The sequence below is a fragment of the Atlantibacter sp. MEI4A-1023 genome, assembly GCF_056155425.1.
Map to the genome: position 1 here is coordinate 17,869 of NZ_CM149568.1, position 13,141 is coordinate 31,009.

The 13,141-nt window shown below is 57.4% G+C and carries 16 protein-coding genes; 6 read left to right on the plus strand and 10 right to left on the minus strand.

What is annotated here, in order from left to right; translation table 11 throughout:
* Window positions 1-11: 11 nt before the first annotated feature.
* Together ACVV26_RS00085 and ACVV26_RS00090 are read left to right on the plus strand one after the other, a co-directional pair.
* Complete coding sequence (locus tag ACVV26_RS00085; RefSeq protein ID WP_474799431.1) at window positions 12-359, plus strand: YidH family protein; 348 nt, start codon at window positions 12-14, stop codon at window positions 357-359.
* On the plus strand, window positions 352-690 hold the full coding sequence (locus ACVV26_RS00090; protein WP_474799433.1) for a DUF202 domain-containing protein: 339 nt from the start codon (window positions 352-354) through the stop codon (window positions 688-690). Before ACVV26_RS00085 ends, ACVV26_RS00090 begins: the two co-directional genes overlap by 8 nt.
* Here ACVV26_RS00090 and emrD read toward each other — a convergent pair.
* The 3 genes from emrD to tisB form a co-directional block, all read right to left on the minus strand.
* Window positions 687-1,871, minus strand: a complete 1,185-nt coding sequence (emrD, locus tag ACVV26_RS00095; RefSeq protein ID WP_474799435.1) for a multidrug efflux MFS transporter EmrD — start codon at window positions 1,869-1,871, stop codon at window positions 687-689. The two genes, ACVV26_RS00090 and emrD, sit on opposite strands and share 4 nt — an antisense overlap.
* A gap of 167 nt (window positions 1,872-2,038) precedes the next feature.
* Window positions 2,039-2,662, minus strand: coding sequence for a histidine phosphatase family protein (locus ACVV26_RS00100; protein WP_474799437.1), 624 nt, complete (start codon window positions 2,660-2,662; stop codon window positions 2,039-2,041).
* 113 nt (window positions 2,663-2,775) lie between these two features.
* Window positions 2,776-2,865 (minus strand): type I toxin-antitoxin system toxin TisB, encoded by a 90-nt coding sequence (gene tisB, locus ACVV26_RS00105; RefSeq protein WP_125292879.1) that lies wholly within the window; start codon window positions 2,863-2,865, stop codon window positions 2,776-2,778.
* Window positions 2,866-3,443: 578 nt separating this feature from the next.
* Between tisB and ivbL the strand changes: the two genes are divergently transcribed.
* The 4 genes from ivbL (at window position 3,444) to ACVV26_RS00125 (ending at window position 6,820) form a co-directional block, all read left to right on the plus strand.
* Window positions 3,444-3,542, plus strand: coding sequence for an ilvB operon leader peptide IvbL (gene ivbL / locus ACVV26_RS00110; RefSeq protein ID WP_125292878.1), 99 nt, complete (start codon window positions 3,444-3,446; stop codon window positions 3,540-3,542).
* A 112-nt stretch (window positions 3,543-3,654) separates the two neighbouring features.
* Window positions 3,655-5,343, plus strand: coding sequence for an acetolactate synthase large subunit (ilvB, locus tag ACVV26_RS00115; protein ID WP_474799438.1), 1,689 nt, complete (start codon window positions 3,655-3,657; stop codon window positions 5,341-5,343).
* Between the two features lie 3 nt (window positions 5,344-5,346).
* Window positions 5,347-5,628 carry an acetolactate synthase small subunit gene (ilvN, locus tag ACVV26_RS00120; protein ID WP_002435498.1) on the plus strand — a complete coding sequence of 94 codons (282 nt, stop codon included), beginning with the start codon at window positions 5,347-5,349 and terminating at the stop codon, window positions 5,626-5,628.
* Between the two features lie 103 nt (window positions 5,629-5,731).
* Window positions 5,732-6,820 carry an AAA family ATPase gene (locus ACVV26_RS00125; protein ID WP_474799440.1) on the plus strand — a complete coding sequence of 363 codons (1,089 nt, stop codon included), beginning with the start codon at window positions 5,732-5,734 and terminating at the stop codon, window positions 6,818-6,820.
* A gap of 5 nt (window positions 6,821-6,825) precedes the next feature.
* Here ACVV26_RS00125 and hybG read toward each other — a convergent pair whose 3' ends face one another.
* From hybG to hybO, 7 genes are read right to left on the minus strand one after another with little or no spacing between them, the layout of a single operon-like run.
* Window positions 6,826-7,074, minus strand: a complete 249-nt coding sequence (gene hybG / locus ACVV26_RS00130; RefSeq protein ID WP_474799441.1) for a hydrogenase maturation factor HybG — start codon at window positions 7,072-7,074, stop codon at window positions 6,826-6,828.
* Between the two features lie 23 nt (window positions 7,075-7,097).
* The gene (gene hybE / locus ACVV26_RS00135; RefSeq protein WP_474799443.1) at window positions 7,098-7,586 is read right to left on the minus strand and encodes a hydrogenase-2 assembly chaperone; all 489 of its coding nucleotides are present in this window, start codon (window positions 7,584-7,586) and stop codon (window positions 7,098-7,100) included.
* Entirely contained in the window at window positions 7,571-8,068 is a 498-nt protein-coding gene (locus ACVV26_RS00140) for a HyaD/HybD family hydrogenase maturation endopeptidase (protein ID WP_474799445.1), read from the minus strand. The genes hybE and ACVV26_RS00140 overlap by 16 nt, the downstream gene beginning before the upstream one ends.
* Window positions 8,068-9,768: a hydrogenase 2 large subunit gene (gene hybC / locus ACVV26_RS00145; protein WP_474799448.1), complete on the minus strand. Its 1,701-nt coding sequence runs from the start codon at window positions 9,766-9,768 to the stop codon at window positions 8,068-8,070. Before hybC ends, ACVV26_RS00140 begins: the two co-directional genes overlap by 1 nt.
* Entirely contained in the window at window positions 9,765-10,940 is a 1,176-nt protein-coding gene (hybB, locus tag ACVV26_RS00150) for a Ni/Fe-hydrogenase cytochrome b subunit (protein WP_474799450.1), read from the minus strand. Before hybB ends, hybC begins: the two co-directional genes overlap by 4 nt.
* Window positions 10,933-11,949 (minus strand): hydrogenase 2 operon protein HybA, encoded by a 1,017-nt coding sequence (gene hybA, locus ACVV26_RS00155; RefSeq protein ID WP_474799452.1) that lies wholly within the window; start codon window positions 11,947-11,949, stop codon window positions 10,933-10,935. The genes hybB and hybA overlap by 8 nt, the downstream gene beginning before the upstream one ends.
* On the minus strand, window positions 11,946-13,076 hold the full coding sequence (gene hybO / locus ACVV26_RS00160; RefSeq protein WP_474799454.1) for a hydrogenase 2 small subunit: 1,131 nt from the start codon (window positions 13,074-13,076) through the stop codon (window positions 11,946-11,948). The genes hybA and hybO overlap by 4 nt, the downstream gene beginning before the upstream one ends.
* Between the last annotated feature and the right edge of the window lie 65 nt (window positions 13,077-13,141).

The window sequence follows — 13,141 nt, forward strand, 5'->3', positions numbered from 1 at the left end:
AAGGAATAAACATGAAAATTTCGGAGATCGGGGAAGCGCCGGATTACCGTTTCTCACTCGCCAATGAGCGCACGTTTTTAGCCTGGATACGCACCGCGCTGGGTTTCCTGGCGGCAGGGGTGGGGCTCGATCAGCTTGCCCCGGAACTCGCCACCCCCCTGGTACGGGAAATCATGTCGCTGCTGCTGTGTGTTTTTTCCGGCGGCATCGCGCTGTATGGCTATTTGCGCTGGCTGAATAATGAAAAAGCGATGCGCCTGAAGCAGGATTTTGTTTATACCCGCAGCCTGAAAACCCTCAGCGTCGCCATGATGCTGATTGCAGCGGTGGTGATTGCGATGGTGATACTCGGTGGCTGACTCGCAGCGCGATCCGGGTTTACAACCCGAACGCACTTCGCTCGCCTGGCTGCGCACGTTGCTGGGCTACGGTGCGCTGCTGGCCTTAGCGCTGCGCCACAGTTGGTATCAGGCGGGGGCGCTGTTCTGGCTGTCGCTGGTGATACTGGCGCTGGTCAGCGTGCTGATTTATGTGTTTGTCCATAAACGCAACCTGATGGATATTGCGCGCTGCGATTTTTCAGACCGCCGATCGCTGCGCGGCAAATTATTAATCGCCCTGGCGGTGGTGATGCTGGCGCTGCTGTTTTGTGTATCCCACCTGCATAACATCCTGACGTTGTTGCGTTAAACCAGATGGCTTTGCTGCTGTTCGCGATGGGCCAGCGGCAGCCAGCACAGCAAAATCACCGCGCCCATCGCCGTCATTAACATGCCCAGGCTGGCTTGCCCGGTTTGCGGCAGCAGCGCGGAGAACCAGGCCAGCAACCCGGAACCGACGTTTTGCAGGCCGCCGACCAGCGCGCCTGCCGTGCCCGCCAGAAACGGAAATGGCTCCATCGCGCCGGTGGTGGCGAGGGGGAACAGCATACCCGCGCCGAAGAAAAACAGCGTGGCGGGCAGCAGTAGCGTCCAGATGTTCATGACGCCGAACCAGCCTGGGATCCACATCAGCACCCCGGCCAGCAGGCAACTCGTCACTGATTGCCACATCAGCGAAGAAAAGCGCTTATTCTGACGGCCTGCGTACCACGCGCCGAAAAACGCCGCCGGGATCGGCAGAATAAACAGCACGCTGACCACCATGCTGTTCAGGCCCAGTACCGCGCCCATCAGTACCCCTGCGCAGGCTTCAAACACCGCGATACCGGCCAGCCCGCCAATCAGCATCAGCAAAAAGCAGTTAAACGCGGCGTTGCCGAACAGGGTTTTATAGCTGGTGATAATACGGGTGCGTGGAGCCTGCGCCGGACGGGTTTCCGGCATCCAGCGCGCCATGCTAAACGTTACCATTACGCACAGCGCCAGTAAAAATGCGAAGCACGCGCGCCAGCCCCACACCGTATCCAGCACGCCGCCAATCAGCGGCGCAAGCAGCGGGCTGACTAAAATCCCCATGTTTAACAGACTATTGGCGTGGCGCAGCGCAGAGCCTTCAAACAAATCGCGCGGCATGGTGCGAGCCATCACACCCGCTACGCCCGTTCCCATTCCCTGTAACGCGCTGGCGGCGATCAGCACCGGCAAGCTGGTGGTGCGCAGCGCAATGAGCGTCGCCAGCATAAAAATAGTCATACCGACCAGGATAACGGGGCGGCGGCCTACGCGGTCCGAGACCGGGCCATAAATCAGTTGTGAGACGCCGTAAGTCAGTAAATAGGCGGCCATGACGCTTTGCACTGCGCCTTCGCGCACCTGTAAATCGCGTGCCATATCAGCAATCGCCGGGATATAAATGGTTTGCGCCATTTGCCCGACGGCGATAAGCATAATCAGCATTAACAGCAGATGAGAGTTCGTCAGCTTTTTCATAGCGATGAATACGATTTCTTATTTTTCGGTGGAATGTTTTTCTGGATAGCGCTTAAAAGCGAGAGGAATCTACCACAATAGGCAGATATCGCCAGATCATCGCGGGCGACTGGGAGAAGTGGGTTGTAAACGCCTTTCGGCAACAAATATTGCCAGAAAGCGCCAGATTACAACAGATTGCCGTTCAACAGATGGGTTGCCAGACCCCAGTTTTCGATCTCCAGGGTTTGGCCCTGGCGAACCAGCGTCGAAAAGCTGCAATTGTGTGGGCTATAACGGGTAAAGGGCTCGCGGAAATCTGCGCCATTTAAAAGCCACAGCAAACCCGCCAGCGTATTGCCGTGCGTGATAATGCAGGTATCACCTTCAGCATCCCATTCAAGCAGTGCCTGATGCAGCCGGTTCGCCGCTTCCATCACGCTTTCACCGCCGGTTGGAACTACTGCGACATCCCCCGAAAACAGCGCGTCGCCAATGGCGGGATCGCGCGCCAGGATCTGAGCGGTAGCGAGCGACTGGAAATCGCCAAGGTGCTGTTCATGCAGACGAGGGTCGAGATGGAGTGTGGCGGAATGCGCCTGGGCAATAGCCTGTGCGGTGGTGAGCGCACGCTGCGACGGGGAGCTTATTACGGCGCGAAAGGTGTAACCTGCCAGCGCCCCAAGCAGCGCATCGATTTGCCGAAGCCCTCGTGCGCTGGTGGGGCTCTCAAGCTGCCCCTGCAAAATATCCTGCTGATTCCACTCGGATTCACCGTGGCGCACCACAATAAAACGCACCGACTTGCTCACTGACCGTTTCCTTTAGAGAAAGAGGCTACCTTAGCACGTCAGCGAAACCTGAAAAAAGCCAGTGTTAAAGGAGGGCGGTTGCCCGCCCTCCTTTGGTGCGGCTTGACCCTGAATTACCGCAGGTATTTCAGGACTGCATCAAGCAGTTGCAGCAATGCAACAATGAGTTTAAGGACAAGGATAACCCAATCCATTCCGCTCATACGCGTCTCCTCTGGTCAAGGAGCACGCCGCTGACGTACCTCTCCGTTGCCTGTTGCCAGCAGCTTTGTTGGCGTAACACAGTGTGCTCTCACGGGGTTAAGGCACTGACGGCACCACCCGTTTCAGCCAGGACTTGCTTTGCGCCGCATATCACGGCCCCGTATCGCACACAGTGAACAGCCACTTCATTATAGATAAATACTGTATAAATGAACAGTATTTTCTGGACAGCTTACCCGCTGGGATCTATAGTTAACCTGCCTGAAACCGCCGCAATGTTTGCGATAGCGGTCAATTGGTCGTATAGTTATTAAGTTGACGTAACACAGTGTGCTTTTGCGGCGACCATCCGCAAAACCGCTCCAAAAAACCTCGCTTCTGGCGGGGTTTTTTGTTTTTCAGTTCCGCCTGAATTTCTCCATTTTTTAAGCGTTAATCCTGATTTTTCCCTGCTGCGTTGGGTTGAATGCGTTTGTGATAAATCTCACGGATTTTTTTCTGCACACAATAAACCCCTTGTCAGCAACGCAACGCTGTGTTTGTATAAATTTTACCGTTGATCAAGAACTGAGATCCCATGACCGCATTCATGCACGCTTCCGACCTACTACTAACCGCGCAACCTGCCGCGGTGGTCGTCGTGCGTGTGGTGGTGGTCGTCGGCAATGCGCCGTAGGGTCCCGAGTCAACGCATCGATTCCAAAAACCCCGCCGGCGCAACCGAGCGGGGTTTCTTGTTTATCTCGCCCGGAAAGTAAAGCTGGCCCAGAAAGAGAAAGGACTGGAGCATGGCGACAATGGGCACAACTTCACAACCACAACGCTTTACCGGCGCGCAACTGATCGTTCATTTGCTGGAGCGTCAGGGCATCACCACCGTAACCGGCATTCCCGGCGGCACCGTTCTGCCGTTATACGACGCGCTGAGCCAGAGCACAAAAATTCGCCACGTTCTGGCGCGCCACGAGCAGGGCGCGGGCTTTATCGCCCAGGGCATGGCGCGGACCCAGGGCAAACCGGCGGTGTGCATCGCCTGTAGCGGACCGGGCGCGACTAACCTGGTGACGGCGATTGCCGATGCGCGTCTTGATTCGATTCCCATGGTCTGCATTACCGGCCAGGTCGCCACCTCAATGATCGGCGCGGACGCGTTCCAGGAAGTGGATACCTACGGCATCGCCATTCCCATCACCAAGCATAACTATCTGGTACGCCATATCAGCGAACTGCCGCAGGTGATCAGCGACGCATTCCGCATCGCCCAGTCAGGCCGTCCGGGGCCGGTATGGATTGATATTCCGAAGGATATTCAGAATGCGGAAATCGACATTGAGAGCTTCCCGGAGCCGGGCCGCTGTGCGCCTGCCCCGGCGTTTAACCCGCAGCAGGTCGCCGATGCGGCGGCGATGATCAACCAGGCGAAGCGCCCGGTGTTGTATCTGGGCGGCGGCACCCTCAATGCCGCGCCGCAGGTGCGCAAGCTGGCGGAGCAGGCTAACTTACCCACCACCATGACGCTGATGGCGCTGGGTGTACTGCCCACCGATCACCCGCTGTCGCTGGGTATGCTGGGGATGCACGGCGCGCGCAGCACCAACTTTATTTTGCAGGAAGCGGATTTGCTGATTGTTCTCGGCGCGCGTTTTGATGACCGGGCGATAGGCAAAACCCAGGAATTCTGCCCGAACGCCAAAATTATCCATGTGGATATCGACCGCGCCGAGCTGGGCAAAATCAAACAGCCGCATATCGCCATTCAGGGCGACGTGGCTGAAGTGCTGACGCAACTGACGCCGCGCATTATGCCCACTGAACGTGCGCCGTGGCGTGCGCTGGTGGCGTCGCTGCAACAGGAATTTCCGTTCAGTATGCCCAATGCCGATGATCCGTTGTGCCATTACGGCTTGATCAAAGCGGTGGCAGCCTGTGCGCAAGAAGACGCCATCATCACCACCGATGTGGGTCAGCATCAGATGTGGGCAGCGCAGGCTTACCCGCTGCGCCGTCCGCGTCAGTGGCTGACCTCAGGCGGCCTGGGCACTATGGGCTTTGGTCTGCCTGCGGCGATTGGCGCTGCGCTGGCGGAACCGGCGCGCCAGATCATCTGCTTCTCCGGTGACGGCAGTTTGATGATGAACATCCAGGAGATGGCAACCGCCGCCGAAAACGGCCTGAACATCAAAGTGATCCTGATGAATAACCAGGCGCTGGGGCTGGTGCATCAGCAGCAAAGCCTGTTCTACAAGCAGAACGTGTTTGAGGCCACCTATCCGGGCATGACCAATTTCATCAAAATCGCCGAAGGCTTTGGAATGGGCAGTTGTGATTTAAACGAGGCGCAGGACCCGCAGGCGGCGCTGCGCGAAGCGATGGCTCGCCCAGGCCCTTGTTTGATCCACGTGCGTATTGATGCGCAGGAAAAAGTGTACCCGATGGTTCCGCCAGGTGCGGCTAATACAGAGATGGTAGGAGAATAAGCCATGCAACAACAAAACGTAATTCTGGAACTGACGGTACGCAACCACCCTGGCGTGATGTCGCATGTGTGCGGGCTGTTCGCCCGTCGGGCGTTCAACGTGGAAGGCATTCTGTGTTTGCCGCTACCGGACGGCGACCACAGCCGCATCTGGCTACAGGTCGCAGAGGACCAGCGTCTGGAACAAATGGTCAGCCAAATCGACAAGCTGGAAGACGTGATCCAGATTATCCGCCATCAGGACGATCCGGGCGTGTTTAATAAACTGGAATTGTTTTTCCAGTAATGCGCTGACGTTTTGCATCACGCGAAAAGTTACTTTACCCTCGGGCTGATGATAAACCGGCTGTGGCGTTGAGCTCCACAGCCCGTTAGCCCGGCAGGTATCTGTGATCAAAACGCTGCATATTGAAAATTACCGCTCCATCAAGCGATTGTCGCTGGAGCTTGAACGGCTGAATATTATCTTTGGGCCGAACGGCACCGGTAAATCCAACGTTTACAAAGCGATTCATTTGATGCACAGCGCCGCGCAGGGCGCGTTTTCGCAGGAACTCGCCGCAGAAGGCGGCATACTTAAGGTGTTTTGGGCCGGGCAAAGCCGGCGTGATGAAAAGCGCCGCGTAACGCTGGCGGTGGAAACCGAAAGCTATGAATACGAATTGCAGTTCGGTTTTGTCGAGAAAGTACCGTATCCCTCGCTGTTTAACCTCGATCCGGTAATTAAAGAAGAGAGCATCTGGCTGAGCGATCATCAGCGCCGCGCGTCGGCACAGCTCATGCGCCGTAAAAATCAGGCGGTGTTCTTAAACAATGTCCATCATGAAAAAGTGACCCACAGCGGCACGCTGTATGAGAACGAATCGGTGTTCGGGCAACTGGGCGAACCGCATCTTTACCCGGAAGTGTCGCAAATGCGCGAAGCGATGCGTAACTGGCGGTTTTATCATGAGTTTGCGGTATCGAAAAACTCCGCGCTGCGCGAGCCGCAGGTGGGATTCCGCTCCCCGGTTTTAGCCAGCGACGGCGCGAACCTTGCGGCGGCGTTTCAGACCATCGTTGAAATTGGCGATGAAGGGCTATTGATGTCGATTCTCGATCAGGCATTTCCGGGCTGCCGGTTCTTTTGTGAAAATCCGGGCGGACGTTTTCAACTGCTGATGCAGCGTGAAGGCTTAACCCGTCCGCTGGAGCCAGCCGAATTTTCTGACGGGACGTTGCGTTTTCTGTGCCTGGCCGTGGCGTTATTGAGCCCGCGCCCTCCGGCGTTTATTGCCCTGAATGAGCCGGAAAACAGCCTGCACCCGCAAATGCTGCCCGCGCTGGCGAAACTGATCGCCGAAGCTTCGCGCTTTTCGCAAATCTGGCTGACCAGCCACTCGCCGGAACTGGCGAATCTGATTGAACAATACACCCCCTTTACGCTGTATCAACTGGGGATGGAAGAGGGAGAGACGCAGATGACGCGTCTCTCATAACAGGATTAATGCAGATAGGCCTCGCCGGTGAGATTTTCTAACGCGCTAAGCATATCGCGCGCTTCGTCCTCATCGAGAATACTCATGGCAAACCCAACGTGCACCAGCACCCAGCGGTCCAGCAGGTCTTGCGGACTCTCTTCGCAAACCAGTGCGATATTCACCTGACGCTGCACGCCGTTAACTTCCACCGTCGCCAGCTCGTGGATCTCTTCGCCGACGGCAATAATTTTCCCCGGAACGCCCAGGCACATAATTCACTCCTGTAATGCTTAACTCAGGCGACTTTGCCGCGCAGTAAGGCCCGGCGGCTCATATTGACCGGCGCGTCGCGTCGCACCGGTAACGACAGCGCCAGGCTGACGCTGTTTTCTGCCAGCATAATGGCCTGCTCAGCATTGAGACGCGGATCGAGCGGCGACATCAGCGAACAGGCGACGTAATGCAGTTCCGGCGATAACTCGCCGACGCGAAACGCCATGTCGCCCGCCGGGAAGGTTAACGCCAGCCGGGAGCCCACCTGACGGCGCGGCCACTGCTGGTCCGGGCCGGGCAGTACCACCAGTTCCAGCATCCAGGGCGTCAGCATCGCCCCCACCCATTGGCCTTCAAAAAGCTGAAAGCCACAGGCTTTGATGGACATATGCGCCTGATAAAACGGCAGATCGGCCATTTGCAGTTCGGCGACGCGGTTAAACTGCGCTTCGAGCGCTGCCGCCGGGCTGTTACGCCAGCCTTTCACGTCCCAGATCAGATCGTCGCACATGGTTCATCCTGCCGTTGTATTTCCATTCCGTGTTCGGCCAGCAGGCGCTGCACTTCGCGCAGCGCCACTTCCAGCGCCCGCTGCGCGGTGGCGGTTAGCGTCATACCCGGCGCCAGAGACGCCGGTTCGATGCCAATCAGAATCAACTTCCGGGGATACTCCCCGGTCATTTTCAGCGCCATCAGCACATCACACAGGCCAAGCTGGTGCGGAGACAGTTTCTCGGTAAACAGCGCGGGCACCTCGTCATCTTCGAGGATAAACACGCTGCCCGCCTCGTGATTGCTGCGCACCGCATCCACCACGATCAGCAAATCCCGGTCTGCCATGGCTTCCATCAGCTCCATGCCGGAGGTGCCGCCGTCAAACAGCTCGACCTCCGGGGGGATCTTATAGTGCGCTTCCAGGGCCTGAATGGCGCGAACGCCAATCCCCTCGTCGCTCAGCAGCAGATTTCCAATCCCTAATACCAGTGTGCGCATTACAGCACCTTAACCTTACTCAGCTCTTTGCCGGTGAGATCCACCATATGTACCGCGCAGGACATGCACGGGTCGAAGGAGTGTACGGTACGCACTACCTCCAGTGGTTTTTCCGGGTCGGCAACGGTGGTGCCGATCAGCGCGCGCTCGTACGGGCCCGGCTCATCGTTAAAGTTGCGCGGTCCGGCATTCCAGGTCGAGGGAACCACCGCCTGATAGTTGGCGATCTTGCCGTCTTTAATCACAATCCAGTGGGACAACATGCCGCGTGACGCCTCTTCAAAACCCACGCCGCGGATTTCGCCCGCCGGGAATTCCGGCTTCACGAAGGTCTCATAATCGCCGCGCTTAATGTTGTCGATAAGCAACTGGTACTGCTGGGTTAGTGAATCCTGCAATACGCCGGTGCGTACCGCGCGGCCCAGAATGCGGCCCCAGGTAGATTGCAGTTGATCCGGCGTCAGCGTCTGGCCCGTCAGGGTTTGATACAGCTTACTCATGCCTTCGTAATGGGCGACGGTGCCTTCGTGCTTCGCCGCCAGGCCGCACAGCAGCCAGGCCAGCGGGCCAACTTCCACCGGTTTGCCGTAAAACGTTGGCGCTTTCACCCAGGAATATTTGCCGTCTTCCTGCCAGCCGGTGTACTGCGGATTGGTTTCGCCTTCCCACGGTTTCAGTGGTTGGTCGTCTTTGTACCAGGCGTGTTTGCCACTCTCTTCAATGCCGTCGATGAGATATTTGTCGGTATGGCTGGTGATGGGGCGGAAAGTGGTGAAATCCGCGCCTTTCATATAGCCGCCGGGGATAGCGAAGGTTTCGCCTTTGCGATCGACCGGCAAATCCGGCACCGCCAGGTAGAAATCGGCGGCTTTACCCAGTTGCAGCCATTGCGGATAGCTGGCGGCGAAAATCACCGCGTCCGGTTTGTAAACCTGCTCGATAAAGTCGCCCAGCTTGTCGATAAACGACTTCACGTACATCAACCGCTCAAGGTTCAGCACGCTTGGCGCGTCAAGGTTGATCGGGTTTGCCACGCCGCCTACCGCCAGGTTCTGGATGTGCGGCGTTTTACCGCCGAGGATGGCCACGATACGGTTGGCATCGCGCTGGCACTCCAGCGCCTGTAAATAGTGCGCCACGGCAATCAGGTTCACTTCCGGAGACAGCTTCATTTCGCTGTGGCCCCAGTAGCCGTTGGCGAAAATGCCCAACTGGCCGCTGTCCACCAGCGCCTGGATCTTCTGCTTCACTTTGGTGAATTCCGCCGCGCTGTTCAGCGACCAGGTCGATACGCCTTTCAGCATTGCTTCGGCTTTTTCCGGGTCGGCCTTCAGCGCCGAGGTGATATCCACCCAGTCGAGCGCGGAAAGCTGATAGAAATGCACGATATGGTCGTGGATCTGGTGAGCGGCGAGGATCAGGTTGCGGATGTACTGGGCGTTAACCGGGATCTCCATTTTCAGGGCGTTTTCCACCGCGCGCACCGAGGCGATAGCGTGAATGGTGGTACACACTCCGCAGATACGCTGTACGATAATCCAGGCATCGCGCGGGTCGTGGCCTTTGACAATCTCTTCCATGCCGCGCCACATGGTGCCGGAGGACCATGCCTTAACCACCTTACCCTGCTCAATTTCACAGTCGATCCGCAAGTGGCCTTCGATGCGAGTAATGGGATCAATAGTGATACGTTGACTCATAATTTTATCTCTTCCTTAATGTGTTCTGACCGGCCCTGTTGCGCAGGTAAAATTGGCAGTAAACGGGTAAGTAATACGTATGCGGCGATTTCAACGGCGACGAAGCCGATGGAAATCAGGATTTCGCTGGCGGTGGGGAAATAGTGATAGCCGTTACCCGGATCGTAAGCGATAAGCGAATAGTTCATACGCCACAGCGCCGCGCCCAGCAGCAGGCACACCGCACTGATAAACAGCCCGCGTGCGCTATGGCGCATGGCACTTTGCAGCATCACCAGCGGCAAGGCCAGCAGTACGATTTCGGCGATAAACAGCCACGAGTAGCGGTCGCCGGCAAACACCAGCGGCAGCTTGCCGTGCCACACCACTTCACCGATGCGCAGCACCAGGAAAAGGCACAGGAATACCTTGATCACAGTGGTGAGCTTACGGAACAGCGGCGTTTCATCCTGTTTGACGGTATTGCTGGCTTTCAGCAGAGAGCCTTCGAAAATCACAATCGAAAAGCCCATGATGAACGCCGTTAACAGCGAGAACAGCGGCAGCAGCTCATAGCTTTGCCACAGCGGATGCACCTTGTAGCCCGCCACAATCATCAATGAACCCATTGAGGACTGGTGCATGGACGGCAGCAGCGCCCCAAGACCGATGATGAAAAACATCACGCTATTCAGACGGCGCAGCGACACTTTCCAGCCCAGCCGTTCCAGCAGCGCTGGCAGCAGCTCAAGGCTCATCACGCCGATGTAAATCGTCATACAGACTGCGGTTTCAAACAGCACCGAATTGGGGTTGAAGTGCGTGGGCATAAAGAAGTTAGGCATATTCCAGTAGCGGCCCAGGTCGATGGTGATCGACAGCCCGCCCATAGAGTAACCGAACAAACTCGCCAGCAGCGCCGGGCGCACCAGGTCGTGATACTCGCCGCGGTTAAATACATACACCGCCCAGGCGAGCGCCCAGCCGCCGCAGGCAAAACCGGTGCCGATCAGCAGGTCGAAGGCGATCCAGATGCCCCACGGGTAGCCGCCGTTAAGATCGGAGACATCGCCAATTCCCATGACCAGACGTTTGGCGACCAGCAGGAAACAGATAATCACCAGCGGCGCGAGCACCTTGATGCTGAAGGTAAACAGCTTGCCGCCGAGGGGACGAAGCGCATGGTCACTCATGGCCATCCTCCTTGTTATGAGATGAACCCTGTTCATGCTGAATACGGGAGTTGCGACGCACCAAGAAAGTGATGCCCGCCAGCGCCGCCACCGGCAAAATCATGCCTTTATACAGTGAATGCTGGACGTGCTCGGAGCGCGCCCCGGTTGCCAGCGGATCGAGTGCGGGCAGCCCAAAGTGCTCAAACTGAACGCCCGACAGCACCAGCACCTGGGTGCCGCCGCCTTCCATTTCGCCATAAATATGCGACTGATAATGCGCAACCGGATGCAAATAGACATCCTGGCCGTTCACCCGCTGGCGTGGATAGGGGTACTCGCTGCCAGGCTGCTGGGCGAGACGTTTTTTGGCCTCCGCCATCAGTTCCTCACGGGTGCCGAAAATCACCGCGCCGGTGGGGCAGACTTCGGTACAGCCGGGCAAACCGCCTTTATCGAGCCGCTCAACGCCTTTCTGGTTACACAGTTCGCACTTGTGGATGTAACCGAACGGATGATCGTAATCGTATTTCGGCACGTTGAACGGGCAGGCCACCATGCAGTAGCGGCAGCCGGTGCAAACGTCTTTGTCATACTGCACGATGCCGGTTTTCGGGTTTTTGGTCAGCGCCGAGACCGGGCAGGCGGAGACGCAGTTCGGGTCGACGCAGTGCATGCACTGCTTCTTAATAAACGCGTAGCCGTCTTTTTCCTGGTTCTTATGGGTGCCATCGCCGCTGCGCCAAATCTGGATGATGTTATTGGTGTAGGGGCTGAGCTTGTCGTTCACCGACCAGGTGTTATCGCCGTGGGCATAGGTATCCCCACGGTATTCGTTGGTTTGTGGATGGTTAATTTCCTGGCATTTGCTGACGCAGGCCTGGCAACCCACGCACAGGGTCGAGTCAAACAACATGCCGAGCGCACCGGGGATCGGTGGGCGGTTTTCTGCTGCGGCTTGTACGGCGGGAGCCATCCCTGCTAATACTGCGCCCCCGGAAGCCAGCTTAAAAAAGTGACGCCGGTTCAATGCTTCTCCTCCCGATCCGCAGCGGATTTATCGGCTGGATTTTTACGGCCAAGCTGTTTCACCGCCATCACGCTGACGCCACCAACTGCGCCAACCACCGCGCCCAGCAGCCCGACTGCGCTCATGGAGACTGCGCCGCCTTCCGGGCGATTCACCTCTGGCACCTGCGCACGCGGCGTGGGCTGATGCACTTCGGCAAGCTGGAAGATGCCTTTTTTAAAGCCGATACCTTCTTCGTTGCAGCCGTAGCAAGGATGGCCGATGCCGACCGGCCAAATCCCGCCGCCCACATCGCAAAACTCCAGCGTCGAGCAGTTGCCGTAAGTTTCTGGCCCTTTACAGCCTAAATGGTACAGGCACCAGCCCTGGCGATGGCCCTCATCGCCGAATTCACGCGCAAAGCGTCCGGCATCGAAATGCGGGCGGCGCTCGCAGTTCTCGTGGATCAGGCGCTCATAGGCGAACAGCGGACGGTTTTTGGCATCCAGCTTCGGCGGACGGTTAAAGGTGATCACATGCGCCACGGTCGCCAGGAAGTTATGTGGGTTCGGTGGGCAGCCGGGAATATTGATGACCGGAATGTTGGGAATGACATCCTGAAGCGAAACCGCGCCAGTTGGGTTCACGCCCGTCGCCGGGACGCCGCCCCAGGCCGCGCAGGAACCGATAGCAATCACTGCCGCCGCATTGGCCGCTGCTTCGCGGATATGCTCGACGATGGGCTTACCCGCCACCATGCAGTAGATGCCGCCGTCTTTCAGCGGAATCGACCCATCCACCACCAGCACAAATTTGCCTTTGTACTGCTCCAGGGCGCGATGTTTGTTTGCTTCAGCCTGATGACCAAAGGCGGCGGAGAGCACCTCATGGTATTCAAGGGAAATCACATCCAGCACGAGGTTTTCCACCGTGGGATGCGTTGAGCGTAAAAGCGATTCCGTACAACCGGTACATTCCTGCGCACCAATCCAGACTACCGGCGGACGGGACGGCGAAGACATGGCTTCTACCATCTCCGCTGACGCAGTGCCTGTTAACCCCATCGTTGCCGACAATGCTGCACATAGCGTCATGAAATCACGACGTGAAATACCATTATGATAAAAAGCGTTTTGTCCTTCGGACATGCTGTTCTCCCGAAAGCCTCTGCCCTGAACGCTCCGGGCGCAGGGAAGCGATCTCCCCTGCGACG

What these genes read in the sequence shown, in the direction of transcription:
- emrD (WP_474799435.1), bottom strand. Translation starts at nt 1,871, where the DNA reads ATGAAAAAGCTGACGAACTCTCATCTGCTGTTAATGCTGATTATGCTT.
- ilvB (WP_474799438.1), top strand. Translation starts at nt 3,655, where the DNA reads ATGGCGACAATGGGCACAACTTCACAACCACAACGCTTTACCGGCGCG.
- hybO (WP_474799454.1), bottom strand. Translation starts at nt 13,076, where the DNA reads ATGTCCGAAGGACAAAACGCTTTTTATCATAATGGTATTTCACGTCGT.
- hybC (WP_474799448.1), bottom strand. Translation starts at nt 9,768, where the DNA reads ATGAGTCAACGTATCACTATTGATCCCATTACTCGCATCGAAGGCCAC.
- hybB (WP_474799450.1), bottom strand. Translation starts at nt 10,940, where the DNA reads ATGAGTGACCATGCGCTTCGTCCCCTCGGCGGCAAGCTGTTTACCTTC.
- ivbL (WP_125292878.1), top strand. Translation starts at nt 3,444, where the DNA reads ATGACCGCATTCATGCACGCTTCCGACCTACTACTAACCGCGCAACCT.
- ACVV26_RS00085 (WP_474799431.1), top strand. Translation starts at nt 12, where the DNA reads ATGAAAATTTCGGAGATCGGGGAAGCGCCGGATTACCGTTTCTCACTC.
- ilvN (WP_002435498.1), top strand. Translation starts at nt 5,347, where the DNA reads ATGCAACAACAAAACGTAATTCTGGAACTGACGGTACGCAACCACCCT.
- hybE (WP_474799443.1), bottom strand. Translation starts at nt 7,586, where the DNA reads ATGTGCGACGATCTGATCTGGGACGTGAAAGGCTGGCGTAACAGCCCG.
- tisB (WP_125292879.1), bottom strand. Translation starts at nt 2,865, where the DNA reads ATGAGCGGAATGGATTGGGTTATCCTTGTCCTTAAACTCATTGTTGCA.
- hybG (WP_474799441.1), bottom strand. Translation starts at nt 7,074, where the DNA reads ATGTGCCTGGGCGTTCCGGGGAAAATTATTGCCGTCGGCGAAGAGATC.
- ACVV26_RS00140 (WP_474799445.1), bottom strand. Translation starts at nt 8,068, where the DNA reads ATGCGCACACTGGTATTAGGGATTGGAAATCTGCTGCTGAGCGACGAG.